The sequence below is a fragment of the Rhizobium sp. NRK18 genome, from assembly GCF_024385575.1.
Taxonomy (GTDB): Bacteria; Pseudomonadota; Alphaproteobacteria; order Rhizobiales; family Rhizobiaceae; genus JANFMV01.
The window spans coordinates 2,467,667-2,491,556 of the sequence record NZ_JANFMV010000001.1 but is presented as its reverse complement, the minus strand read 5'-3'; the positions used below and the strand labels follow the sequence as shown (position 1 = coordinate 2,491,556).

The window sequence follows — 23,890 nt, the reverse complement described above, 5'->3', positions numbered from 1 at the left end:
ACGTCGCAAGCGGCGGCATGAGCGAGGGGACACTCGCTACCTGGGTCGATGACCACCTTCTTCCGCTACGCTATCGCTGAGCCCTCACGGTCTTCCTCGATACGCGCTCGGTTCCGGAAACGCCCAGTCTTTCAGCAACGCCATGTCCGGCCTGTAGATCTCGACCTTGAGCGGATAGCAGGCGGCGGTGTCGCTGGAATGCTCGGAACTGCAGTCGCCGCCCGGGCAGGCGGACAGCGCACCGAGAAGATCGATTTCGGCGAAGAGTTCCAGATAGTCGCCGGGCCTGACCGGGCTCGCCTTCATGAAGTACTGGTGCGTGTCCCTGGTAAAGCCGGTGCACATGAAGACGTTCAGCACGTCATGCACATGCGGTTCAGCCTCCTTCAGGCTGATGCCTTTTTCGTCTGCCAGCGCGCCGCAGAGGTTCGAATGGCAGCAATGGTGATAGTCGGTTCCCGAGAGCAGGCGGTTGGTATAGGGATCGCAGCGCGTGCCGATGACGTCGTGCACGCCGCCGCCGTCCTCGTCGAAGCCGTACCAGCCGAGCGTATCATGGCTGATCGTCGCCATTGGCCTGAGATACGGCATGTTGCTCCAAAGCCGGTTGCCGGTGGTGACATGCGTGGCGTGCAATTGCCGCGTCTTGCCGGAGAAGAAGCGCTCGGAAAGATCGTTGGCGTTCCAGAGATTGAGGTCGCCGACCTGCGGTCCCTCGATGCTGACCATCCGGATGAAGTGACCCTTCGGCGCCGAAAACGTCTTGCCGTCGCGCGGCGGCACGATCACTTCGTCCACCTTCTCCATGGTCTGCCGCAGCGTGCGCAGGAGCGCCATGTCCCGCTGCGGCAGCGTCTCGTTCGGATAGCAGACAACGGGCCGCGCGGCGCGGCGTGCCGCGGCGTCGGACGGAGTCTTGAGGGTGTCGTCGATCTGCATGTGCCGGCTCCGGATGCTCGCGGGGTAAGAAGAGCCGAAGATGCCGTCTGCCGACGGCAATGACAACAGGTCATCCACTTGCGCGTTGGATAAGCAGCGCTTAGCCTTGACGGCATGAAGCTGCCGCCGCTCGCCCATCTCCGCGCCTTTGAGGCCGCCGCACGCCGGCAGGGTTTTCTGCAGGCTGCCGAAGAGCTCGGCATGAGCGCCGCAGCCGTCAGCCAGCATGTGCGGGCACTGGAAAACTGGCTTGGCCTTCCGCTGTTTGAGCGCCGGCCGCGCGGTGTCGTCTTGACGGCGGCCGGCCGAGAGTTCGGCGCCGCATGTTCTCATGGGCTTGGCGAAATTGCACTCGCCGCAGAGGGGCTCCGTCGCACGCAACGCCAGAAGAAGGTGAGCCTTGCTTGTCAGGCCTCATTGGTCACCCATTGGCTTCCGTCGCGTCTGCCTCGTTTTCGTGCCGCGCATCCGGAAATCCAGGTCTCTGTCGTCTATCCGCTCGGCGCCCGAACGCCGGAGGAGGCCGGTGCCGATCTGTTGATCCGCCATGTTGCCGGGGCGGACGGAGCCGGCGACCGGATACTGAGCGCCGCCGTGCGTCCAACCTGTTCGCCCGCCTATCTTGAGCGTCACGGACCGATCGAAAAGCCTGAGGACCTGCTGCGCGCAGATCTGCTGCATGACGAGACGGAAGCCGCATGGCGCGACTGGTTTTCCCTGTCCGGCATAAAAGCTGGGAAGGACAACGGTCCGATCTTCGAGGATTTCAATCTGCTGGTCGGTTCGGTCAAGGCTGGTCTTGGCGTTGGTCTTTGCCCAACGGCGCTTGTGCAGGAGGATGTTCGCCGCGGAAATCTGTGCGTCCTGTTCGACACTCCGGGTGATGCTGATCGGAGTTACTGGCTGATCGCGGCCGGGCGTTTGAGCGATGAGGCTGCCATCCTGCGCCGCTGGCTGCTTTCGGAGGCGGATGCCGCTGCCACAATCCTGTGAATCCAACGCTGTCACAATTGTCATGATCCCGCCGGCCACCTAATCACCGGTAAGTGACGTTGATAAACAGGGCAGGTGCTTTGATGGCGAATTTGGCCGTTCTGGAGCAGGCGATAGCAAACGATGATGTGGCGAGGCGGCCGCGCGGCAGGGCAGGGACCGAGAAGGTCATTCTCGCCGCCGCCAAGGGCCTGCTCGCCGAGGCCGGCTTCCAGGGCTTCGGCATCAATGCGATCGCGCGGCGGGCCGGTTGCGACAAGCAACTGATCTACCGCTACTTCGGCGGGCTCGACGGCCTGATCGAGGCGATCGGGGCGGACCTCAGCTCCTGGGTCGGCGACAATATTCCGGAAGACACGGGCGGCATGTTCCTGCTGACCTATGGCGACCTGATGGAGCGGCTGGCGCTGCTGTTCCTCGAGGCACTGCGCGCCGATCCGCTGATGTGCCGCATCGTCGTGTGGGAGGTGGCGGAAAGCTCCGAGACCGTGCGCCGGCTGAGCGATGCCCGCAACAAGGCGCTCGCCGACTGGCTGAACCGCATGCGCGGCTCGCTGTCGGCACCGAAGGGCGTGGACGTCAACGCGGTCAACGCCGTCGTCATAGCCGCCATCCAGCACCTCGTGCTCTCCGCCGTCACCAGCGGCCAGTTCGCCGGCCAGCCACTGAAGTCGAAGAAGGACTGGGAGAAGGTGGAGGCGGCGCTGAAAAGGGTCGTGCGCGCCGTTTACGGGTGAGACAGTTAAAATTTTCCACAAGCCGTTAACCTTAACAAATGGTTTACGTTGCGCGCCGGACTTTAACGGTTCACTCTCGGGAGACCTTTAAAGGACCGGTCGGAACGCATGCGGAAAAAGCTTGAAAAACTGGCAGTTATGATGGCGGGAACGGCATTTTTCGCCCTTGTTGCGCGCGATATCGCGGTGCCGGCTGCAATCCTGTCGGCCATGGCTGCGCTTCGCCAGCTCGCCTTCATCGATCTCGGCATGGTTAACCGCGCAAGGACAGCCTCATGAAATGGGTCCTGATCTTCTGGGGCGGGCCGATCGCCTTTCTTGGCAGCTGGTACTGGCTTTCCTACTACAACATCAGCTTCGGCTATTTCATGCTGACCCGCGACGCGCATGACCTGGTCTTCCAGATCTACGGCCAGATTCTCGGCATCAGCCCCGAGATCATTCCCGGCCTAGTTCTCGACGTCATCCTGTTCGATTCGGCGATCGTCTTCGGCCTGCTGGCGCTACGCCGCCATCGTCAGATCTTTGCAAGCCTTCGCCGGCTGCGGGATTGGTGGCGCGGGGAGAGGGGCGATCGGACCGCGGTTGCCGAAGAAAGACCGATCAGTTCCGCTGCAGAAACGCCAGCCTATCGAGTGCACCCTGCAGAATGAAGCTGGCGGCGGCGGAATCGATCCGCTCGGCGCGCTTGGCGCGTGAGACGTCCATTTCCAGAAGCGCCCGTTCGGCGGCCACCGTCGACAGCCGCTCGTCCCAGTAGACGAAGGGAATCTCGGTCTTCTCACTCATAGTGCGAACGAAGGCGCGGGTCGCCTGGACGCGCGGACCTTCCGAGCCATCCATGTTGACCGGCAGGCCGATGATGAAGGCGGCGACCTTTTCCTTGGTCGCAAGCGCCAGCAGCACCTCGGCATCCTTGGTAAACTTGACGCGCTTGATGACGGGGCGCGGATTGGCGAGACGGCGACCGAGATCGGAGACCGCAATCCCGATCGTCTTCGTGCCGAGGTCGAGCCCCGCCACCGGCTGACCGGGTTGAAGGGCTGTGGCCAGTTCCTCGATCGTCAGTGTCGCCATCCGTGTTTCTCCCGCCTGAAGCCTAGCGCTTGCGGACGAATTCCGTGCGCAGCACGAGACCCTTGATGGCGTCGTGGCGGCAATCGATTTCTTCCGGATTGTCGGTCAGGCGGATCGACTTGATCACCGTGCCCTGCTTCAGGGTCTGGCCGGCGCCCTTGACCTTCAGGTCCTTGATCAGGACGACGCTGTCGCCGTCGGCAAGCACGTTGCCGCTGGCGTCGCGCGCCGTGTTTGCGGCCGCGGCCTCGGCTGCCATTTCAGAGGCCGGGCGCCATTCGCCCGTCACTTCGTCGTAGATGTAGTCGTCATTGTCAGCCATGATTGTCCCCTCGAAAAGCCCGGCTTGCCGTCATAAAGCAAGAAGGAGGCCGCAAGGCCTCCTCTGCATGGCTGTCGCTTACAGCACTTGTTAGGCTTTCGCAATTCGTCAGGCCGCGCGGCTGTCGTTGCCCGCATAGGCGCTGCCGGCCGCAAGCCGGAACTGGTTGACGAGCTGCATGAGCATGTCCGCCTCTTCCGCCAGCTGCTGCGAGAGCGCGTTGCTTTCCTCCACCATGGCAGCGTTTGCCTGGGTCATCTGGTCCATCTGGTTGACCGTTCCGTTGACCTCGTGGAGGGCGGACGCCTGGTCCTGGGCGGCCGTGGCGATGCCGTTGACGTGGTTGGATATCTCGGTGATCTGCCCGCTGATCGCACCAAGTACCTGGCCGGTTTTCTGGACATGGGTGACGCCCGAAGACACCTCGCTTGCGGCCTGCTCGATCAGCGCCTTGATTTCCTTGGCAGCACCGCCGGAACGCTGCGCCAGTTCGCGGACTTCCTGCGCCACGACGGCAAATCCCTTGCCGGCTTCGCCCGCCCGCGCCGCCTCGATCCCGGCATTGAGCGCCAGCAGGTTGGTTTGGAAGGCGATGTCGTCGATCACCTCGATGATCTGTTCGATCTTGCCGGATGCATCCTCGATGCGCGCCATGGCGTCGATTGCGTTGGCGACCACGACGACCGACTCGTCCGTCATCTGGCGCGTGCTGGCAACGATCGTATTGGCGTCGCGGGCGCGCTCGGCCGAACCGCGCACGGTGACCGTGATCTCGTCGACCGCGGCAGCCGTCTGCTCCAGCGAGGCGGCCTGCGCCTCGGTGCGGCGTGACAGGTCGTCCGCCGACGAGCGCATGACGGCGCCGTTCGACTGGATGGAGTAGGCGTTCGACTGGATATGCGTCAGCGTTTCGCGCAGCCGTACCAGCGAACCGTTGAAGTCGGACCGCAGACGGTCGAGCGAGCCGGCGAACGGCGTGTGGATTTCCTGCGTCAGGTCGCCCTTGGAGAGACGTTCGAGGCCGGAAGCGAGCGCGTTGACGGCGAACGTGACCTGCTCTTCGCTGGCGCGCTTTTCCGCCTCGTTGCGGGCCCGCTCCTGTTCGGCCGCAGCCCTCTGCTGGCTGCTGGCCTGTTCCATGCGCTCCTTTTCGAGCGCGTTTTCCTTGAAGACGCCAAGCGCGCGCGCCATGTCGCCGATCTCGTCGGCGCGTGAGTCGCCGTCGATGCGGGTGTCGAGCGCGCCTTCGGCCAGCCGGCGCATGGCCGAGGTGATGCGGCCAATCGGACCCTTGAAGGTGGCAACGAGGCCGATGCCGGCTAGGATGGCGATGACGACGCCGACGAGCGTTGCGGTGATCGAGATCCGGTTCGCCCGTTCCCGCTCGACGCCGGCATTTTCCTTCTGCGTCTTGGCGAAATCGGTAAGCTTGGCCCATATCTTGTCGACGCCGGCGGCCGCATTTTCGAAGGCGGACATGCGCTTGACGTTGATGTCGACCAGGGCTGCGCTTTCCGTGGTCATCTTCTCGATGGCCGGAACCAGCTTGGCCGTGAGGTCGTCGAAGAATTTCTCGCCCTTGGCTGCGCCCTGCAGGGCTTCCATGTCCTTGGTGATGATCTGGAACTGCTGGATCAGGCTGTCACGCGTTTCCTTGTCCGGCTTGGCGAGGAACTGGGCCAGTTCAATCTGCACCGCATAGATGGATTTCGAGACGCGCCCCGAATCGCCGCGAATGCCGTCGGCCTTGACCTTCACGGACTCGAGATCGGCGAGCGACTGGATCGCTGCAAGCAGGTTCGGCGCGTTGAAGGCGGCGATCGCCTGCTCGGCGGAATGAACCTTCTCCATGGCGGCGTTCAGCACCGGCAGGGTCGTGTCCTCGATGAGGCCGGCGTCGGCGATCGGCTTGAGGGTGTCGAAGGCGTCCTTGATGTCGCCGGCCAGCGGCTTCTTGTCGGAGGGCAGGGCGGAATTGAGCTTGCGAAGGGTCTTTTGCGACTTGGCCAGCGCCTGCGAAAGGAACTTCAGCTTGTCCTCGGCGGTGCCGGCAGACTTGTAGCCATCGTAGATCGCCGCGACTTCGGCATTGACGTTGGCGACCCGGCTCGCATCGTAAAGAGCCGTCTTCGCCGTCCCTTCCTTGGTCAGGATGCTCCGGTCGTTCTGCGAACCGGCTTCGTCGATGATCAGCTGCGCGGAAATGATGGCGGAAACTGCATCGTTGATTGCCTTGCGGCTGGCCTGGTCTGCCTGCTGTAGCTGCCAGAGGCTGGCCATGCCGTCCTCGACCCCGGTTGCCGTGTCGATCGCGACCTTGAGATCGTCCTTGCCATCCGTCTTTTCGCCAAGGCCGTCAAGCGTGTTCTCAAGGATCTGCTTCTGCTCGCCGAGCCTCGTCTTGACGTCGGAAAGATTGGTCTCGGTGGTTTCTTCGAGGAAGCGGTTCATCGAAGCCGAGACGTCGCGGAAGCCGGACAGTGACGTCATCACACCGTTCGAAATCGTCAGGCTGCTCTGCAACAGGCTGGACGCGTAAAGTCCAAGCACGCCGACAGCCGAGATGCTGATGACGAACGGAAAGATAAAGGCGAGAACCTTGGTCTGGATCTTGAAGCGGGAAAGCAGAGAGTCGATGTTCATGGCGTAGACGATCATGTTCCATTTGGGACCGGCGAAGTGATCGACCCTAGCAAGATTGATCTAAATAAAGCTTGAAGATTATCCTTGCGTTGTTCTGTCTTGAAACGGAAACGGGTGGAGAAGGCGCAATGCATTCCGGACACGCTCAAGATCGCGTCTGCCCCTTGCGGTTACGATCTCCTGTTCCATATCTTTGGCTTCGAAACAGATCATTGGGAGACAAGCAATGAAAATCACATGGCTCGGACACGCGGCATTCCGGATTGAGACGTCGAAGGCGACTGTCCTGATCGACCCCTTCCTGAACGGCAATCCGGGATTCAACGGCCTGGATCTGAAGGATGCGACCAGTGGCGTCACGCAGATCCTCCTGACTCACGGCCATGGCGACCATGTCGGCGACACCGTGGCGCTCGCCAAGGAAACCGGCGCGACTGTTCTCGCCAATGCCGATCTCGCCTCGTGGCTGGGGTCGAAGGGCGTCGAGAAGCTTGAGCCCGGCAATACCGGCGGCACGATCTCCTTCGGCGGCTTTTCCGCCACCTTCACCAATGCCCTGCATTCCTCCGCCATGCTGACCGAGGACGGCGTGTCGCATTCGCTTGGCAACGCCAACGGCCTGATGCTGCATTTCGAAGATGGCCCCACCGTCTACCACATGGGCGACACCGACATCTTTTCCGACATGGGGCTGATCAACGAACTGCACCAGCCCGACATCGGCATCGTGCCGATCGGCGATCGCTTCACCATGGGCGGCGCGGTGGCGGCACTCGCCTGCCAGCGCTTCTTCAACTTCAAGACGGCCATCCCCTGTCACTACGGGTCGTTCCCGATCGTTGACCAGACGCCGGAGAAGTTCGTGACCGGGCTGGAAGGCTCGAAGACCAAGGTCTCCGCGCCGAAGCCCGGCGAAGTCCTGGAATTCTGACCTTGGTCAGCGTGACCTTGAAGGAATTGCCGGGCGATTACGCCGTCGCCCGGCTGCCGCGCGGCTCTGCTATACCGGACTGGGCCGATGGAGAAGGCTTCGTCTCGATTGGCCGCACGGAAGACGAACTCTCGGTCGTCTGCCTTGCCGTCCGCGTCCCGGATGGCGTCCGTTCCGATGCCGGCTGGACGGTCTACAAGTTTGAAGGACCCTTCGAATTCACGGAGACCGGCATCGCGCTCTCCGTCATCCGCCCGCTGTCGGAGGAGGGCATCAGCATCTTCCTCGTCTCCACCTTCGACACCGACTATCTGCTGATCAAGACGGCAGACCGCGAAAGGGCAGGGCCGCTGCTTGTCGCAGCGGGTCACAAACTTATTTGAATGTCATCATCCTGCATGCGCCGTGGTGGGGGCCGTAAGCCGGTCCCAGGCCTTCCTGTAAAGCGGCTCGTCCTCCGGAAGGCCGAATAGATCCCTCATCGCCTCCTTGAACCGCGCGAATGAGGTCAGGTCTTCCTGCTCCGTTTTCCCCTCCCTGACACGTTTCAAGGTGCGGTTGAACAGGCTGTTTCGCCCGCCTTCAGTAACGATCGTCATCATCAGGTTATGCGGGAAGGGGGATTTGTCCCAGCGCGCGCAGACAAAATTGGCCGCTTCGTAGTCCGGTGGGCTGACCGCCACCCGATCGAAGCCGTAGAGCGAGAACCAGTCCTCGCCATTCAGTCTCTCCAGCACCTCTTCGCCGCTCGTTTCGTCCATGCGAATGCGGAAGGTCTCTCCGCGAAGGTTCTGCGGCTCCTGCGTGCCAAGCCGAACGGGTAGCACCGGAGCCGGGCCGCCGAAACCGGTGTCGGCGAGGTATTCCTCTCCGTTGATTGTCACCACGAAGGCATGATGTGCTCGCGGGCCACCATGGGGCGCACCCATACGCACACGTCCAAGAACCGGGGTTGCTTCAAATCCGAACGCCTCGAGCGCCATTCCAAACAGGCTGTTGAGTTCCAGGCAATAGCCGCCACGGCGATCAGCGACGAGTTTCTGCCAGAGGGATTGCCCGTCGAGGGCTGGAACCCCGCCTGTCAACGGCTCGAAGTTCTCGAATGGTATGGTGCTTGTCTGGGCCAGTTGGAGGCGGGTAAGCCCATTGGCATCGGGCGTGATATCGCCCGCCTTGAGGCCAACCCTTGCGAGATAGCGGTCCGGATTGAATGTCATGTTCATGTTCCTTCTTGAGTGATGCCTTCTCGCTTGATTGACAGGGTTTTATCAATCAGCGAATTTGCATGGACCTATGCGGCTCCGCCGGACACGGCGGTATAGCAGGATGTACGAAGCTTCGGCGATGGACGTAGGATTGCGGGATGATTTCGGACTGGAGTGATCTGCAGACAATCCTGGCCATCGCGACGGAGGGCACACTTTCCGGCGCGGCGCGCAGGCTTGGCCTCAATCAGTCCACGGTGTCGCGCCGCCTTCAAGCGGTTGAGCAATCGCTCAATCGCCAGCTCTTCCTGCGGGCCAACGACGGCAGGCTGGTCGCCAATCAGACCGGGGAGGCGCTGGCACAAGCCGCCGGCAAGATGCAGGCCTGCGTTGAGGAAGCGAATGCAGTCGTTGCCGGATCGTCAATGCCGCTCCGCATTGCCACCTGCGAGATCCTTGCCAGCCGGTTCGCCGCGCCGATGCTCGCCGCCTGGTCGGAAAAGTCTGGGCAGGCTGGTGACATCGCCGTTCATGACAATCTCTTCGTGGTTCCCGACAGCGAATTCGAGGTGATGGTCACGCCGCTCGATTCTGCTCCTGCGGACATGGTCGGCCGGCGCGTCGGGACCCTTGACTGGAATCTGTACGCCACAAGCGCATATCTTGCAGAGAAACCGATTGATCAGCCATTGCAAAACCTTGACGGCCATCGGGTGATCCGCGCCTCCGGTTCGTTGGAGGAAATTGGTGCCTTCCGCTGGCTTTCCGGCTTTGGAGGTTCCGTTGCTTTTACCTCCAGCAGCGTATTTTCCCAACGCGATTTCGCATTGACCGGCAAAGCTGTCGCCATGTTGCCGGAAACCGTGGCCGAGTTGACCCCCGCGTTGAAGCAATTGCCGACTGCCGTTGATGGCCCCGTCAGCGAAGTCTGGATGGTGGCACGAAAGTCCGTAGCCGGCCAACCGCGCGTTCGTGCTTTTCTCGACTGGGCAAACAAGCTTTACGGTTCCCGCGGCGGGGCGTCAGCGGTGTCGAAGATACCGGCATGACAAGCCGGACGGGCAGGGCTGCTCCGCAGCGTATTTCGTCACTTCCCCGTTGCATCGCGGCAAGCGCGCCTCTATAGCAACGGACAAAATTCCGCATATTCTGCGGCAAAGTCCGTCCGTAATGGAGAATTTCGATGTCCGTTGATCTTGCCACCGTCAAACGCGTCGCACATCTGGCCCGCATTGCCGTGACCGAGGATGAAGCTGAGAAGATGATGGGCGAGCTCAATACCATTCTCGGCTTCGTCGAGCAGCTCTCCGAGGTCGACGTCAAGGACGTCGAGCCGATGACGTCGGTCACGCCGATGGCGATGAGGAAGCGCATCGACGAGATCACCGACGGCAACAAGGCCGAGGACGTGGTCGCCAACGCGCCGGTGACCGACAAGAATTTCTTCCTGGTGCCGAAGGTCGTCGAATAAGCGAACGCGCTTGCGACCCAGCCGCTCTCGAAAATCAAACGTTTTGCAAGTGACCGATATGACCGACCTGACGAGCCTGACCATTGCCGAAGCCCGCGACAAGCTGAAGGCGAAGGAGATCACCTCCCTGCAGCTGACGGAAGCCTATCTGGACGCGATCGCTTCCGCCAACGACAAGCTCAATGCCTACATCACCGTGACGCCGGAAAAGGCGCGCGACATGGCCAAGGCATCTGATGCCCGCATTGCCGAAGGCAAGGCCGGCGCGCTGGAAGGCATTCCGCTCGGCATCAAGGACCTCTTCGGCACCGAAGGCGTCCACACGCAGGCCTGCTCGCACATCCTCGACGGCTTCAAGCCCAGATACGAATCGACCGTCACCCAGAACCTCTGGAACGACGGCGCGGTGATGCTTGGCAAGCTCAACATGGACGAGTTCGCCATGGGCTCGTCCAACGAGAGCTCCTATTATGGACCGGTCATCAACCCGTGGCGGGCCGAAGGGTCGAACCAGCAGCTCGTTCCCGGCGGTTCCTCGGGCGGTTCGGCTGCTGCCGTCGCCGCGCATCTCTGCGCCGGCGCCACGGCAACCGACACCGGCGGCTCGATCCGCCAGCCGGCAGCCTTTACGGGTACCGTCGGCATCAAGCCGACCTATGGCCGCTGCTCGCGCTGGGGCATCGTCGCCTTTGCCTCTTCGCTCGACCAGGCCGGCCCGATTGCCCGCGATGTGCGTGATGCCGCGATCATGCTGAAGTCGATGGCAAGCGTCGACGCCAAGGACACGACCTCGGTCGATCTTCCGGTGCCGGATTACGAAGCCGCGGTCGGAGGCTCGGTCAAGGGCATGAAGATCGGCATTCCGAAGGAATACCGCGTCGAGGGCATGCCGGCGGAAATCGAGAAGCTCTGGGAACAGGGCATCGCCTGGCTGAAGGATGCTGGCGCCAAGATCGTCAACATCGAGCTGCCGCACACGAAATATGCCCTGCCGGCTTACTATATCGTCGCTCCGGCCGAAGCCTCGTCCAACCTGGCCCGTTACGACGGCGTCAAATACGGCCTGCGCGTCGAGGGCAAGGACATCGTCGACATGTACGAGAAGACCCGTGCGGCTGGTTTCGGCACCGAGGTCAAGCGCCGCATCATGATCGGCACCTATGTTCTCTCCGCCGGCTACTACGACGCATACTATCTGCAGGCGCAGAAGGTCCGCACGCTGATCAAGCGCGACTTCGAGGATGCGTTTGCCAAGGGCGTCGACGCCATCCTGACGCCGGCCACCCCGTCTTCGGCCTTCGGCATCGCCGACCAGGACCTCGCCGCCGATCCGGTGAAGATGTACCTCAACGACATCTTCACGGTCACGGTCAACATGGCCGGCCTGCCGGGCATCGCCGTTCCCGCCGGCATCGACGGTCGCGGTCTGCCGCTCGGCCTGCAGCTGATCGGCAAGCCCTTCGACGAGGAAACCCTCTTCAAGACCGCCCACGTCATCGAGCAGGCGGCCGGCAAGTTCACGCCGGCGAAGTGGTGGTAACAATCGCCTTTGGCGTCAGGTTACTTTGACTGGGATTCCATGAAGGCTTTCAGAACTGCGTTCATTCGCGTCTGATAGCCTTTTCCTCGTGCCTTGAACCAGTCAAGGACATTGGCATCGATGCGCATTGTCACCTGCTTCTTGGAGGTCGGCTCGACCAGCTTTGCCGTTCGGAAGAATGCCTCGTCAAGTTCAGGAACATCGCTGAAGTCGATGGCATCTTCGGAGCGGTTGGCGAGCTGCTTAAGTCTCTCGGCCGACATGCTCATGGTAGAGTTTCCTTTCTTTCCTGCTCGCCAGTCTGGCGGAGATGATGCGGATTGATCCTTCACGGTCCGTATGAACAACCACCACGACGATGAGTTGCTGAATGGATCCAATGCTGATCTCTCGCTCTTCGCCATAGTCGCGGCGGTTGTCGGGACCTGTCAGAACAGGGCCGTCGAAGATCAGGCAGGCTTCCTCGAAGAGGATCGCGTGCTTCTCGAAATTCTGGGCGTTCTAGGCCGGATCCCACTCGAATTTCATAACGACAAATGTAGTTACATTTTTGAAGTCCGGCAATAGCGACGGCGCGGCCTTGGGTAAGGGCCGCGCCGCGTGCTTTCACCTGTTGTCCAGCTGAGATCGCACCAGCTCCAGACCGCGCGTGGTGATGCGGTAGGGCTTGCCCCCGGAAGATGCTATGGCGCGTTTGGCCTTCAGCTTCCGGAAGAGGCGCATCGTGATGTCGGGGAACCGCCAGCCCTCGCGGGTGAAGCAGCCGATTTCCTCGATCTTGCCGGTGTCGTCGTTGCGGGTGATTTCAATGCGTCCGCCCTGCGCCATGAGGTGCAGGATGCGCTGTTCTGCGCGGGAAATATCCATGGTGTCCAAAAGTCCGGTATGCGCTGAAACGGGCGCGCAAAAACTCTTTCCGCCTGCCATTTTGGAAGGCGGGATTTCGAGGGAGGGCCGGGCCGAGCGTGTTTCCTGCGCGGGGCCGGCCTTTACCGGGTCTCGGACGAGTTAGACATGAACACTCCAGAATTGCGAAGCGGATAATATGACGGTTGTCCTGGTTTGGGAAGCCTTCAGTGTTGCGGTGGCGGCACCATGGATTTCCGCGCTTCTACGCTCGGCGGAACCGTGTCGCCGGGCCGTTCCCGCAAGTCCTGTTCGGCGCGTCTGCGGGCCTCCGCTATATCCTCGGCAACTCCGTCCGGTCGTTCGATCCTGAAGATGTCCATGTTGAGGATTCCAATGCTGTACATGCGCGAAATATGGTCTGCCAGCTTGTCGAGCGCGCTGAGCCAACCCCAGCTGTGGTCGGCGCAATCGTCGTCCGTCAGGAACTCGGACTGCCGGAAACGCATCAGCGTGGCGTCGCCAAGATCCTCGAAGGCGATGGAAACCAGCGTCTCGTGGCGATGCCAGTCCATGCTGTAGGAGAATACCAGTCTCTCCGGCGCGACGATCTCCCGGTAGATCCCCCAGGTCCAGGTGGGGGAGGAACCATCCGCACCGGCGATTGCGAAGCGCCAGCGTCCGCCAACCCGGAAATCCTGTTCGCAATGGTCGAGGAAATGCCCGCGCGGCCCCCACCATTGAACGATCTGCCGAGGCGAGGTCCACAGTGCAAAAACAACGTCGCGGGGCGCCTCGAAGCGCCGCTCGATTTCGAGGACCCTCCCTGTGGTACGTGCGCCGTTCATGTCCTGTCCTCCTTGTTGCGGACAATGGTCGCAAGATATTCGTCCATGCGATCGAAGCTCTCATCCCAGAAGGACCGCATTCGAACGGTCCAGTCGGCAACCTCCTGCAATCGCCCGGGCGCCAGCTGGCAGGGACGGGTCTGGGCTGCACGGCCACGGGTGATCAGGCCCGCCTGTTCGAGCACCTTGAGGTGCCGCGATATGGCCGGCGGGCTGATGTCGAAGGGCTCCATCAGCTCCTGTACGGTCGCTTCGCCGCGCGAGAGCCGCTCGATCATGGCGAGACGGGTCGGGTCGCCGAGTGCGGCGAAAACCTGGGAAAGTTGCTCGTTCATTGGTTCGCTTTTTTGTTAATTAACTTTTTTGTTAATTAACTCTTCGCAACATTCTTGTCAATGAGCGCACCTACCACCTGCTGAAGGCTTGAAACCTCGCCTCAATCCGGTGTCTGCGGCTGAGCGGGTGGCGAGGCGGGCTTTTCGGCATACCGCACATCCACGGGCGCGCGCATGATGATCTCCCGGTGCGGATAGGGAATGCTGATGCCGGCTTCCTTGAACGAATCCCACAGCGCCAGCAGCACTTGGCCGCGGACATTGGTCAGGCCGTTGTTCGGGTCGGTAATCCAGAAGCGGAGTTTGAAGTCGAGGGAGGAGGCGCCGAAGGCCGTCATCCAGCAGACGGGCGCCTTGTAGTCGGAGACGCGGGGGATCGATTTTGCCGTCTCGATCGCGATCTTGACGACCTCGTGCGGATCGCTGTCGAAGGAAACGCCGAAATCGACGTCGATGCGGACATAGGCGCTGGAAAACGACCAGTTGACCACCTGCTGGGTGATGAAGTCTTCGTTCGGGATCAGGTATTCCCGCCCGTCGCGGGTGATGACGGAGACGAAACGGGCGCGAAGCTCGCGGATCCAGCCGAATGTTTCGCCGAGTGAGATCGTGTCGCCGGGTTTGATCGACTTGTCCATCAGGATGATCATGCCGGACAGGAAATTCGACACCACCTTCTGCAGGCCGAAGCCTACGCCGACGCCGACTGCGCCGGAGAAGACGGTGAAGGCGGTGAGGTCGATCCCCGTCGCCGACAGTGCGAAGGCGCCGGCAAACAGGATCAGTGCGATCTTGATGAGCTTGCCGAGGAGGACACGGAAGGCGGGCGAGATGTCCTCGACCCGGTCGATCCGGTTCGACAGCACGTTGCCGATCAGGACCGCCAGCCAGAGGAGCGAGGCGGTGATGATGACGCCCTTGGTGATCGACAGCAGCGAAATGCGCATGCCGCCCATCGTCAGCGCCGCCCGGTCGAGCGTATGGCCGACGGAGGTCTCGAAGCCGAGAACGATGATGGCGATGTAGACCCAGGCGACGATGGCGACGAAGCGGGAAAGCGACCGGTTGCGGATGATCCGGGTCAGCACCGAGACGATCCACCAAGCGGCCGTCAGGAGCAGCATCAGCCGCACCATCCACGACCGGCTCGGCCATGTCTCGTAGACGAGGATCGTGTAGGCGATCCACAGCCATAGCGTCATGAACATCCATTTGAGGCGCCGCATGAAAGCGACGATCACCCTCAGGAGATCCGGATTGCCTTTGATCTCCCGCGCCTTGGCCTCGAAGATCGGTTCGGCATAACGGCCGAGGACGAGGCCGAAGATGTAGCCGCCGACGATGATGGCGAACTGATACGCGCCCCAGCGGCTGAGGACGAAGATGTCCGCCCAGTCGTACCACTTCTGCAGGGTGGCGTAGAAATCCAAGCCGTCCTCCGGGCCGCCCCAGCGCGGCGATGCCAGTTTCGGCTTTAACTGTAGCACGGAACGTCGAACTCAAGGAAATTGTTGAAAAACAACGCCAGGCTGCACCACCGGGCTATCTCGCGAGCGGATTTGGTCCAATATGTGGATTGGTGGCGGAAGAGGCGCGGCATGATCCATATTCGCAATGCCAGGCTGGACGAAGCGGATCGGCTGACCGAGATCGGCCTTCGCGCCTGGGAGCAGGCGATGGCGCCGATCGGCGAGACCGCCTCGATGCTGCAGAGCGCCGCCGCCGCCTTCCGCAATTTCACCCATTCCGCCTGGATCACGATTTCGGTGATCGACAAGAACGGCGAACCGGCCGGCTGGGCGTCGCGCGAGCGGCTGGACGAGGAAATCACCGACTTCTGGATCGATCCGGATTTTCAGGGGCAGGGGCTGGGCTCCGCGCTGCTGGCGGCGCTTGAGGAGGAAATGGCCGGGCAGGGGCTCGATCAGGCAAGGCTTGAAACCCATGCCCGCAATCAACGCGCCATCGGCTTTTTCGAGAAGCATGGCTACCGCATCCACGCACTGACGACGACCTATTCGCCGAAGCTCGATCGTGACATCGATACGGTCAGCCTGTCGAAACCGCTGGCGAGCAGCGAACCGGAGACCTACGGCCCTCGGTTCTGAACTCTGACGGTCAGGGCTTGACCGCCAGGCAGCCGGCCTCGATCCGGTAGAAGTAGAGCGAGCGCCCGGCCATGAAGCCGCTCTCCGGCGTCAGCGTCTCGACCAGGTTCGGCTCGTCATTCGCGCAGGTCTGCTTGTTGCGCGTCACCAGCAACACAGGGCCGGGATCGCGCGCGGGATCGAGCGTGAATTCCTGCTGGTAATAGTTGTCCGGGAAACGGCCGGTCGGACGCGCCTTGATCGGCATGCTGCTGTCGCGCAGCGTGTAGAAGAGATCGGCCATGATGTTGCGATCCTCGCCGACGATGGCGGTGACCTGCTCGCTATCGGCGACCCTGGCGATCTCGCGGCTGACCTCGTCGCGCCCGACATAACGCTGCATCAGCCGCGAATGCGAGAGATCGACGATCTGGACGACGAAGACGGTGGCGATCGGCAGCAGGATGGCGGCGGCCGTGTTGATCCACAGCGATACCTCCAGCGTCTTCTCGCTCTTCTTCAGAAGCAGGACGACCGCCAGCAAGATGCCGGCAATGTAGGCGGTGGCGGCCCAGTTGGCATTGGCATCCGACATCAGCGCCTGGAAGATGATCACGCCGATGATCGGCCAGGAGAGGATGAAGAGATGCGTCTCCAGCCGGCCGTCCTGGCGCAGGATCCGCCGGTAGAGCGCCCAGAGGAGGGCTGCGAAGATGACCGGGCCGACGACGCCGAACTGGCTGCCGAGGAATTCCGCCGCCGTGCCGAACTTGAAGTGCAGTCCGTTCCAGTCGGCGTTCTGGGAGGTATGGCGGAAGGTGACGTCACCGTGGGTGTGGTTCCACCAGAGATTGGGCGAAACGACGACGACGGCAACGAAGGCGGCGATCAGGCTGTCGCGGATGGCGATGCGCGCCTGCGGCAGGACGAGCGCTGCGATCAGCGCCGTGCCGGCAAAGTAGAGCATCGCGTATTTCGACAGGACCCCGAGGCCGATCGCCAGGCCGAGCAGCAGCGCATGCTTGACCGAGCGCTTTTCGATGAGCCGGCTGTAGGCGAACAGTGCTAGCGCATAGAAGAACAATAGGAACGTGTCTGTCGACAGGAACACCGCCGAGAGCGTGACGCCGGGGATGGTGATGTAGGTGACGCCGACCCAGGCGGCGACCAGATCATCCTTCGCCAGCCGGCGGGCGGCCGCCATCAACGTGATGGCCGTGGCCATGTGGAAGAGCGGCGAGCTGAGCCGCACCCAGAAGGTCGAATCGGAGGCGCCGAGCGCGGTGGTCGCATTGATCACCCAGGCGATCATCGGCGGCTTGGAATAGTAGCCCCAGTCGAGGTTCTGCGCCCAGAGCCAGTATTGCGCCTCGTCGACATAGAGGTCCGTATGGTCGAAGGCGAGCATGATGACGCGGTAGAGCGTCACCAGACCGATGAAGGCCAGGGCGGCGTGTGGGCGGCGGATGAAGGTCATTCTGCGGGGATCGACGGTGGGTTCTGTTCGGCCTTGCGCTCATTGTAGATGAGCACGAGGTTGCGCATGTAGACGACGATGCCAAAGAGCTGGCCCATCATGATGACCGGCTCGCGGCGATGGACGCCATAGGCGAAGAGCGCAATGCCGCCGGCGAGCGAAAACCACCAGAAGGCGACCGGGATCACCGACTTGCGCTGCTTTTCGGAGCTCAGCCACTGGATGATGAAGCGGAGCGAGAACATCAGCTGCGCGAACATGCCGAAGATCAGCCAGACGAGATCCGTCACGCTGTCGATCTTGAAATAGGCCAAAAGGTCACTCACACGACGCCCTCCGTCTCGGTCGGCGAAACCGTCTTGCGGCGCTTGATCAGCCAGGTCACCCCGATCAGATCGTGTATGCCGACCAGCGCACGCTGCAGGTTGTTGTAATTTGATTGTCCTGCATGGCGTGACCGGTGGGAAACGTCAACATGCGCGACCGTGTAGCCATGGGCCGAAAATAGGGCCGGAAGATAGCGATGCATATGATTGAAGAACGGCAGTTGCAGAAATGCATCACGCCGGAAGGCCTTGAGGCCGCAGCCGGTGTCGCGCGTCGCATCCTTTAAAATCCACGAGCGGATCGCATTGGCCGCTTTCGAGGCAAGCTTCTTGGAAAGCGTATCCTGACGCTTCTGGCGCTGTCCGGCGACAAGACCGAGCGTCGCAGGGGCGTCTGCCGCAAGCAGCGGCGCCACCAGCTTCGGGATTTCCGCCGGCGGGTTCTGCCCGTCGCCATCCATGGTGCAGATGACCGGCGCGCGGGCGAGCTGCACGCCGGAATGGACCGCCGCCGACTGGCCGCCGGACTGCGCGTGCCGCACGATGCGCACCCAGGGATACTGCAGTTGCGAGGCCTTCAGCACGCCGACGGTGTCGTCGGTCGAGCCGTCATCGATGAAGATCGCCTCGAACGTCTGCCCGGCACAGGCCTCGGCAATCTCGGAGACGAGCAGACCCACGTTTTCGGCTTCGTTCTTCATCGGAACGACAATGGAAAAACTGGGGTTCAAGACGGCTTCGCGTGTCATTCGCTGAGATTTCTATCGTGCGGACGGCGCCGGTATTGGCTATGCGGTCCAGGTTGCGCCGGAGCGGTCCGCCGCCCGTCATCAAATTGCGGGGCCGTTGCCGACCCGGATATGTGACCGCTTTTATGCCATTGCGTGGGCTTTTGCCAAGCCCGTTCGCGCCGTTCGGCCCTCGTCATGCAGCGGTACCTGCGATCTCGGCCACGAGGCGGGTGGTGAGATCGTAAAGCCTGTCCGCAAGCTCGGGAAAGGCGAGGCAGAACAACAGGGCCGCGGCGAGCACGATATGCAGATAGGCGATCGCGGCGAGATAACTGCGGAACGGTTCCTTCCGCGTCTTGTGGCGCAATCGCTGCTGGGCGATCAGCGCGCCCGGACTGCCGCCGAGGAAGGCAAGCCACAGAAGCGTGCTTTCGCGGATGCGCAAATGGCCATGAATGGCTGCCAGCTTGTCCCACAGAAAGGTGAGATAGACAGCCGCATTGTAGGCGATGGCAGCGGCAAGTCCCGCCAGCACGTATGATATCGGCATTCCCGCTGTTCTCCCTGCCGCCTCTGCCGCGCGACACTGCACCGGCCGCTCCCGACCTTGCAACAAGCCTTGCACCATCGCCATATTTGCTCTACCTGACGGCATCATAAACAGCCGCATTTTGACGAGAATTCCAAAGAGCACGCCATGACCCTAGTCGACGTCCGCACGCCCGATCCCAAACGCTTCATCCCCGGCGCCACAGGCGACTGGGAAATCGTCATCGGCATGGAGGTTCATGCCCAGGTCCTGTCGAATTCCAAGCTCTTTTCCGGCGCGTCCACCGAGTTCGGCAAGGCCCCGAATGCCAACGTTTCGCTCGTCGACGCCGCCATGCCCGGCATGCTGCCGGTCATTAACGAGGAATGCGTCCGCCAGGCCGTGCGCACGGGCCTCGGCCTGAAGGCCAAGATCAACCACCGTTCGGTCTTCGACCGGAAGAACTATTTCTATCCGGACCTGCCGCAGGGCTACCAGATTTCGCAGTTCAAGGACCCGATTGTCGGCGAGGGCAAGATCGTCATCTCGCTCGGTCCCGACCGTCAGGGCAATTTCGAAGACGTCGAGATCGGCATCGAGCGCCTGCACCTCGAACAGGACGCCGGCAAGTCGATGCACGACCAGCATCCGACCATGTCTTACGTCGACCTGAACCGCTCCGGCGTGGCGCTGATGGAAATCGTTTCCAAGCCGGACATGCGTTCGGCCGATGAGGCCAAGGCCTACATGACGAAGCTGCGTTCGATCTTGCGCTATCTCGGCACCTGCGACGGCAACATGGACGAAGGCTCGATGCGCGCCGACGTCAACGTCTCCGTGCGCAAGCCCGGCGGCGAATTCGGCACGCGCTGCGAGATCAAGAACATGAACTCGATCCGCTTCATCGGCATGGCGATCGAATATGAGGCCCGCCGCCAGATCGACATTCTGGAATCGGGCGGCGAGATCGACCAGGAAACCCGCCTGTTCGATCCGGGCAAGGGCGAGACCCGTTCGATGCGCTCCAAGGAAGATGCGCACGACTACCGTTATTTCCCCGATCCGGACCTGCTGCCGCTCGAATTCGACAACGCCTTCGTCGGCGAACTCCTGAAGGATCTGCCGGAGCTCCCGGATGACAAGAAGGAGCGTTTCGTCAAGAATCTGGGTTTGACCGTCTACGACGCTTCCGTCCTCGTCTCGGAAAAGGCGATTGCTGCCTATTTTGAGGCCGTCGCCGAAGGTCGCGACGCCAAGATTGCCGCCAACTGGGTCATCAACGACCTGCTGGGCGCCTTGAACAAAGCCGGCAAAGACATTGAAGAGACTCCGGTTTCGCCCGCCCAGCTCGGCGCCATCCTCGACCTCATCAAGGAAGGCGTCATCTCCGGCAAGATCGCCAAGGACCTGTTTGAGATCATCTGGAACGAAGGCGGCGACCCGAAGGAGATCGTCGAAGCCCGCGGCATGAAGCAGGTGACCGATACCGGCGCCATCGAAAAGGCCGTCGACGAGATCATCGCAGCCAATCCGGACCAGGTCGAAAAGGCGAAGGCAAAGCCCTCGCTTGCCGGCTGGTTCGTCGGTCAGGTGATGAAGTCGACCGGCGGCAAGGCCAATCCGCAGGCCGTCCAGGCGCTGGTCAAGGCCAAGCTCGGGATCGAGGAATAATGTTCTTCGTCCGCTCCGCCAGCGAAGCTGACCTTTCAAAGGTCCAGGCGCTGCTGGCGGACACCTGGCGCGCGACATACACGCCGTTCTACGGGGTGGAGAAGGTCGAGGCCTTGATCGCCGACTGGCATTCCATGCCATCGCTGAAGGCGCGGCTGAAGACGCCGCATTCGGAATATCTGGTGGCAGACGACGGCCGCCGTATCGGCGGCATGACGTTCGCGTCGATGTCGGATACCCTTGCAAAGACGGTTCTGCTGCATCAGCTTTATGTCCATCCGGACTGCCAGAGACAGGGCATCGGCCGCGATCTGTTCGCCGAGCTCGAAACCTGCTTTCCCGATGTCGACACCATGCGGCTCGAGGTGGAGCCGGCAAACGCCGCGGCCATCGACTTCTACCGTGCGCATGGATTTGAAGAGGCCGGCACGGTCGACAATTGCGGCGGATGCGGTTCCGGCATTCCGGCGCTGATCATGGAAAAGCGGCTGGCAGGCTGATCAACCAACCGGGAGCAGGCATGTTCTACATTCGCTCCGCCAACGAAGCCGATCTCGAAGCGATCAGAGTGCTTCTGGTGGAAACCTGGCGCGAGACCTACACGCCGTTTCATGGGCCGCAGAAGATAGAGGCGATGATCGACGGCTGGCTGTCACCCGAGGCGCTCGAACGGCGTCTGCGTCGGCCGAAGTCAGAATTCCTTGTCGCCGACGATGGCCGCCAGATCGCCGGAATGGCCTTTGCCGCAATGGCAAAGGATCGTCCCAACGTCGCCAACCTGCATCAGCTCTATGTCCATCCCATCTGGCAGCGGCAGGGCATCGGCACCGATCTCTTCGCCGAGATCGAGACCTGCTTTCCCGATGCCTCCGTCATGCAGCTTGAAGTGACGGCTGAAAACGACCGGGCGATCGCCTTCTACGAGGCGCTCGGCTTTGCGCCGGTCGGCCGCATCGACAATGTCGGACCGCCGGGAGCCGCGATCCCTGCCATCCTGATGGAAAAGCAACTCGACTTCTGAGCCATGCCCAACGGAGACCGTGCATGAAGGCCGTCTACTACGAACATTTCTGTGAGCCGCCGCGCCTTGCGGACCTGCCCGATCCGACCCCCGGCGATCATGCCGTCGTCGTCAAGGTCGAGGCGACCGGCCTCTGCCGCTCCGACTGGCATGGCTGGATGGGTCACGATCCCGATATCGTCCTGCCGCATGTGCCGGGCCACGAGCTTGCCGGCATCGTTGTCGCCCGCGGTTCGCAGGTCAGCCGTTTCCGCGAAGGTGACCGTGTCACGGTGCCGTTCGTCGGCGGCTGCGGCCATTGCCACGAATGCGCGACCGGCAACCATCAGGTCTGCGAAAGCCAATTCCAGCCGGGCTTCACCGCCTGGGGTTCGTTCGCCGAATATGTCGCGATCGACTATGCCGACACCAATCTCGTCCGCTTGCCCGACAGCATGGCGTTTGCAACGGCTGCTGGGCTCGGCTGCCGTTTCGTCACCTCGTTCCGCGCCATCGTCGATCAGGCGCGCGTCATGCCGGGGGAGTGGGTGGCGGTGCACGGCTGCGGCGGCGTCGGCCTGTCGGCGATCATGATCGCGGCTGCCATGGGCGCCAATGTCGTTGCCGTCGATCTCGACGATGACAAGCTGGCGCTCGCGAAAAGCCTCGGTGCCGTCGCCGTGGTCAACGGCCGGTCCGTCGACAACGTGCCGGCCGCGATCCGCGAAATCACCAATGGCGGCGCCCATGTCTCCGTCGATGCGCTGGGCCATCCGACGACGCTGTCCAATTCCATCCTTTGCCTGCGCCGCCGCGGCCGGCATGTTCAGATCGGCCTGCTTCTGGCCGACCAGTCCCGTCCGCCGGTACCGATGGACCGGGTGATCGGCTGGGAACTGGAGCTGAAGGGCAGCCACGGCATGCAGGCCCACCGCTACGGTGCGATGTTCGCGATGATTGAGACCGGCAAGCTGCAGCCGGAAAAGCTGATCGGCAAGACGCTGACGCTCGCCGAAGCCCCCGAAGCGCTGATGAATATGGATCGCTTCGAAGGCACCGGCATCAGCATTATCACCGGCTTCTGAGGAAAGTTTGATAGAGTAGGTATCTGATCTTCATTCACCAGATGCTTCGATTTTGGAAAACAAATATACAATATTGCCTACTGAATAAGCGAAAAAAAATACCATAGCTATAGCAAAAAAATAATAACTCGGCTTAAAGTCAACATAAATTGTCGAATTCCAAAGGATTTGATCATCAAAATATTCACCTGGATAAATGTATTCTGTTTTGATTGTTAACAATAAAAGAGAAATTGCAGTGCTTGTTGCAAGAAGTAATAATAAATTTGAAAAATTTTTAAATATTTTTAAATTTTTTCCGTGTATTGTTAAAAATATAAAAATGAACAATGAATGCATTAGAAATATATCACCAATCTTTATTGGGTTTTCACTAACTATTGGCATTCTTGGAACTAAAAAATAACTAATTGCCCATGTCGATGCTATGAATATAGATAAAAGTATCGTAAAAAATTTCCTGATGTTTTCGATATTTCTTATAAAAAAAACTGAAAATATTCCGATGAAGCTGCCGTAAAGCATGCCGTAGATGACAACGATAAAGATCCTTCGCAAGAAAAAAATCGTCTGAACTAGTTGCTGCGTTTGGAGCGAAAAGCAGCGCTGAAATGGTGAAGCTTGAAAGTAAGCCAGATACCAGTCCATCTGCCAATCCGCCGAGGGTAGAAACTTGAAAAATACGATCTATTGTTGAGATTAATAGTAATGCTAGGCCTATTAATAGTGTTGCAAAGCCTGATATTTGTAAAATTCCTCTCTCTGATACGCCTAACGGTATCTTTTCTGAGAAGTATACAACAATAAATCCAATCAATACCAAAATTACATAAATCTTGGAATTTTCCACTTTTTCGCTAGTTAGTATATCAAGAATTTTTTCCAGCATGATATGCCCCCGTCATGACATTCATCCGTAGACTGAGCATACAATACCAAATAATTGGTGCAAATGAATTTTTCTCAAGATTCAATAAGGAACGGATTTCGCTGAAATTATTAAGACACTTTTGATGTCAGTTTCAAAAATGCCCTGTGATAACGATATTTATCTATAACTTGGGAGTTTACGCTTTCAATCAACATAAAAAATGACT

General features: G+C 60.7%; 30 protein-coding genes and 1 pseudogene. 14 read left to right on the top strand and 17 right to left on the bottom strand.

The annotated features are described in order from the left end of the window. Positions 1–84: 84 nt before the first annotated feature. Positions 85–939, bottom strand: coding sequence for an urea carboxylase-associated family protein (locus tag NN662_RS11700; RefSeq protein WP_261930426.1), 855 nt, complete (start codon positions 937–939; stop codon positions 85–87). A 114-nt stretch (positions 940–1,053) separates the two neighbouring features. On the opposite strand from NN662_RS11700, the gene NN662_RS11695 reads away from it, so the two are divergent. The 4 genes from NN662_RS11695 (at position 1,054) to NN662_RS11680 (ending at position 3,322) form a co-directional block, all read left to right on the top strand. Next, the gene (locus NN662_RS11695; RefSeq protein ID WP_261930425.1) at positions 1,054–1,932 is read left to right on the top strand and encodes a LysR substrate-binding domain-containing protein; all 879 of its coding nucleotides are present in this window, start codon (positions 1,054–1,056) and stop codon (positions 1,930–1,932) included. A gap of 83 nt (positions 1,933–2,015) precedes the next feature. Further along, on the top strand, positions 2,016–2,669 hold the full coding sequence (locus NN662_RS11690; protein WP_261930424.1) for a TetR/AcrR family transcriptional regulator: 654 nt from the start codon (positions 2,016–2,018) through the stop codon (positions 2,667–2,669). A gap of 108 nt (positions 2,670–2,777) precedes the next feature. After that, on the top strand, positions 2,778–2,948 hold the full coding sequence (locus tag NN662_RS11685) for a hypothetical protein (protein ID WP_261930423.1): 171 nt from the start codon (positions 2,778–2,780) through the stop codon (positions 2,946–2,948). Then, on the top strand, positions 2,945–3,322 hold the full coding sequence (locus tag NN662_RS11680; protein WP_261930422.1) for a DUF6105 family protein: 378 nt from the start codon (positions 2,945–2,947) through the stop codon (positions 3,320–3,322). The genes NN662_RS11685 and NN662_RS11680 overlap by 4 nt, the downstream gene beginning before the upstream one ends. Here NN662_RS11680 and ruvX read toward each other — a convergent pair. The 3 genes from ruvX to NN662_RS11665 all read right to left on the bottom strand — a co-directional run bounded on the left by ruvX (position 3,273) and on the right by NN662_RS11665 (position 6,711). Next, positions 3,273–3,746, bottom strand: coding sequence for a Holliday junction resolvase RuvX (gene ruvX / locus NN662_RS11675; protein ID WP_261930421.1), 474 nt, complete (start codon positions 3,744–3,746; stop codon positions 3,273–3,275). The genes NN662_RS11680 and ruvX overlap by 50 nt on opposite strands. Before the next feature lie 22 nt (positions 3,747–3,768). Then, positions 3,769–4,071, bottom strand: a complete 303-nt coding sequence (locus tag NN662_RS11670) for an alkylphosphonate utilization protein (protein ID WP_410010978.1) — start codon at positions 4,069–4,071, stop codon at positions 3,769–3,771. Between the two features lie 105 nt (positions 4,072–4,176). Continuing rightward, positions 4,177–6,711 carry a methyl-accepting chemotaxis protein gene (locus NN662_RS11665; protein WP_261930419.1) on the bottom strand — a complete coding sequence of 845 codons (2,535 nt, stop codon included), beginning with the start codon at positions 6,709–6,711 and terminating at the stop codon, positions 4,177–4,179. Between the two features lie 226 nt (positions 6,712–6,937). On the opposite strand from NN662_RS11665, the gene NN662_RS11660 reads away from it, so the two are divergent. Continuing rightward, a complete protein-coding gene (locus NN662_RS11660) occupies positions 6,938–7,642 on the top strand; it encodes a metal-dependent hydrolase (protein WP_261930418.1) in 705 nt (234 codons plus the stop codon). Positions 7,643–7,644: 2 nt separating this feature from the next. Next, entirely contained in the window at positions 7,645–8,025 is a 381-nt protein-coding gene (locus NN662_RS11655; protein WP_261930417.1) for an ACT domain-containing protein, read from the top strand. A 6-nt stretch (positions 8,026–8,031) separates the two neighbouring features. Here NN662_RS11655 and NN662_RS11650 read toward each other — a convergent pair whose 3' ends face one another. After that, positions 8,032–8,865 carry an arylamine N-acetyltransferase family protein gene (locus NN662_RS11650; protein ID WP_261930416.1) on the bottom strand — a complete coding sequence of 278 codons (834 nt, stop codon included), beginning with the start codon at positions 8,863–8,865 and terminating at the stop codon, positions 8,032–8,034. Positions 8,866–9,005: 140 nt separating this feature from the next. Between NN662_RS11650 and NN662_RS11645 the strand changes: the two genes are divergently transcribed. The 3 genes from NN662_RS11645 to gatA all read left to right on the top strand — a co-directional run bounded on the left by NN662_RS11645 (position 9,006) and on the right by gatA (position 11,858). Further along, complete coding sequence (locus tag NN662_RS11645; protein WP_261930415.1) at positions 9,006–9,896, top strand: LysR family transcriptional regulator; 891 nt, start codon at positions 9,006–9,008, stop codon at positions 9,894–9,896. A 134-nt stretch (positions 9,897–10,030) separates the two neighbouring features. Then, positions 10,031–10,318, top strand: coding sequence for an Asp-tRNA(Asn)/Glu-tRNA(Gln) amidotransferase subunit GatC (gatC, locus tag NN662_RS11640; protein WP_261930414.1), 288 nt, complete (start codon positions 10,031–10,033; stop codon positions 10,316–10,318). Between the two features lie 58 nt (positions 10,319–10,376). Next, positions 10,377–11,858, top strand: a complete 1,482-nt coding sequence (gene gatA / locus NN662_RS11635; RefSeq protein ID WP_261930413.1) for an Asp-tRNA(Asn)/Glu-tRNA(Gln) amidotransferase subunit GatA — start codon at positions 10,377–10,379, stop codon at positions 11,856–11,858. Positions 11,859–11,878: 20 nt separating this feature from the next. Here the strand turns inward: gatA and NN662_RS11630 are convergent, their stop codons facing one another. The 6 genes and pseudogenes from NN662_RS11630 to NN662_RS11605 form a co-directional block, all read right to left on the bottom strand. Next, positions 11,879–12,127 (bottom strand): BrnA antitoxin family protein, encoded by a 249-nt coding sequence (locus NN662_RS11630; RefSeq protein ID WP_261930412.1) that lies wholly within the window; start codon positions 12,125–12,127, stop codon positions 11,879–11,881. Next, positions 12,102–12,347: pseudogene (locus tag NN662_RS11625) on the bottom strand (BrnT family toxin); the annotation flags it as partial. The pseudogene NN662_RS11625 and the gene NN662_RS11630, both read right to left, overlap by 26 nt. A 117-nt stretch (positions 12,348–12,464) precedes the next feature. Continuing rightward, positions 12,465–12,725 carry a YjhX family toxin gene (locus NN662_RS11620; RefSeq protein WP_261930411.1) on the bottom strand — a complete coding sequence of 87 codons (261 nt, stop codon included), beginning with the start codon at positions 12,723–12,725 and terminating at the stop codon, positions 12,465–12,467. A 206-nt stretch (positions 12,726–12,931) separates the two neighbouring features. Next, entirely contained in the window at positions 12,932–13,552 is a 621-nt protein-coding gene (locus NN662_RS11615) for an SRPBCC domain-containing protein (protein ID WP_261930410.1), read from the bottom strand. Further along, positions 13,549–13,887 (bottom strand): ArsR/SmtB family transcription factor, encoded by a 339-nt coding sequence (locus tag NN662_RS11610; protein WP_261930409.1) that lies wholly within the window; start codon positions 13,885–13,887, stop codon positions 13,549–13,551. Before NN662_RS11610 ends, NN662_RS11615 begins: the two co-directional genes overlap by 4 nt. 101 nt (positions 13,888–13,988) lie before the next feature. Then, positions 13,989–15,317, bottom strand: coding sequence for a mechanosensitive ion channel family protein (locus tag NN662_RS11605; protein WP_261930408.1), 1,329 nt, complete (start codon positions 15,315–15,317; stop codon positions 13,989–13,991). Positions 15,318–15,485: 168 nt separating this feature from the next. On the opposite strand from NN662_RS11605, the gene NN662_RS11600 reads away from it, so the two are divergent. Beyond that, a complete protein-coding gene (locus tag NN662_RS11600) occupies positions 15,486–15,995 on the top strand; it encodes a GNAT family N-acetyltransferase (protein WP_261930407.1) in 510 nt (169 codons plus the stop codon). A 10-nt stretch (positions 15,996–16,005) separates the two neighbouring features. Here NN662_RS11600 and NN662_RS11595 read toward each other — a convergent pair whose 3' ends face one another. From NN662_RS11595 to NN662_RS11580, 4 genes are all read right to left on the bottom strand, one after another. Then, entirely contained in the window at positions 16,006–17,451 is a 1,446-nt protein-coding gene (locus NN662_RS11595; protein WP_261930406.1) for an ArnT family glycosyltransferase, read from the bottom strand. Continuing rightward, positions 17,448–17,777: a lipid-A-disaccharide synthase N-terminal domain-containing protein gene (locus NN662_RS11590; RefSeq protein WP_261930405.1), complete on the bottom strand. Its 330-nt coding sequence runs from the start codon at positions 17,775–17,777 to the stop codon at positions 17,448–17,450. Before NN662_RS11590 ends, NN662_RS11595 begins: the two co-directional genes overlap by 4 nt. After that, complete coding sequence (locus tag NN662_RS11585; RefSeq protein ID WP_261930404.1) at positions 17,774–18,526, bottom strand: glycosyltransferase family 2 protein; 753 nt, start codon at positions 18,524–18,526, stop codon at positions 17,774–17,776. Before NN662_RS11585 ends, NN662_RS11590 begins: the two co-directional genes overlap by 4 nt. Before the next feature lie 175 nt (positions 18,527–18,701). Beyond that, positions 18,702–19,058, bottom strand: coding sequence for a DUF1294 domain-containing protein (locus tag NN662_RS11580; RefSeq protein WP_261930403.1), 357 nt, complete (start codon positions 19,056–19,058; stop codon positions 18,702–18,704). A gap of 147 nt (positions 19,059–19,205) precedes the next feature. Between NN662_RS11580 and gatB the strand changes: the two genes are divergently transcribed. The 4 genes from gatB to NN662_RS11560 are packed head-to-tail and all read left to right on the top strand — an operon-like array spanning position 19,206 to position 22,793. Then, on the top strand, positions 19,206–20,708 hold the full coding sequence (gene gatB / locus NN662_RS11575) for an Asp-tRNA(Asn)/Glu-tRNA(Gln) amidotransferase subunit GatB (RefSeq protein WP_261930402.1): 1,503 nt from the start codon (positions 19,206–19,208) through the stop codon (positions 20,706–20,708). Then, on the top strand, positions 20,708–21,208 hold the full coding sequence (locus NN662_RS11570; protein WP_261930401.1) for a GNAT family N-acetyltransferase: 501 nt from the start codon (positions 20,708–20,710) through the stop codon (positions 21,206–21,208). The genes gatB and NN662_RS11570 overlap by 1 nt, the downstream gene beginning before the upstream one ends. A 20-nt stretch (positions 21,209–21,228) precedes the next feature. Next, positions 21,229–21,729 (top strand): GNAT family N-acetyltransferase, encoded by a 501-nt coding sequence (locus NN662_RS11565; protein ID WP_261930400.1) that lies wholly within the window; start codon positions 21,229–21,231, stop codon positions 21,727–21,729. A gap of 23 nt (positions 21,730–21,752) precedes the next feature. After that, positions 21,753–22,793 carry a zinc-dependent alcohol dehydrogenase family protein gene (locus tag NN662_RS11560; protein ID WP_261930399.1) on the top strand — a complete coding sequence of 347 codons (1,041 nt, stop codon included), beginning with the start codon at positions 21,753–21,755 and terminating at the stop codon, positions 22,791–22,793. Positions 22,794–22,823: 30 nt separating this feature from the next. Here the strand turns inward: NN662_RS11560 and NN662_RS11555 are convergent, their stop codons facing one another. Both NN662_RS11555 and NN662_RS11550 read right to left on the bottom strand, forming a co-directional pair. Continuing rightward, positions 22,824–23,132, bottom strand: a complete 309-nt coding sequence (locus tag NN662_RS11555; RefSeq protein ID WP_261930398.1) for a hypothetical protein — start codon at positions 23,130–23,132, stop codon at positions 22,824–22,826. Between the two features lie 67 nt (positions 23,133–23,199). Continuing rightward, on the bottom strand, positions 23,200–23,682 hold the full coding sequence (locus tag NN662_RS11550; protein ID WP_261930397.1) for a hypothetical protein: 483 nt from the start codon (positions 23,680–23,682) through the stop codon (positions 23,200–23,202). Between the last annotated feature and the right edge of the window lie 208 nt (positions 23,683–23,890).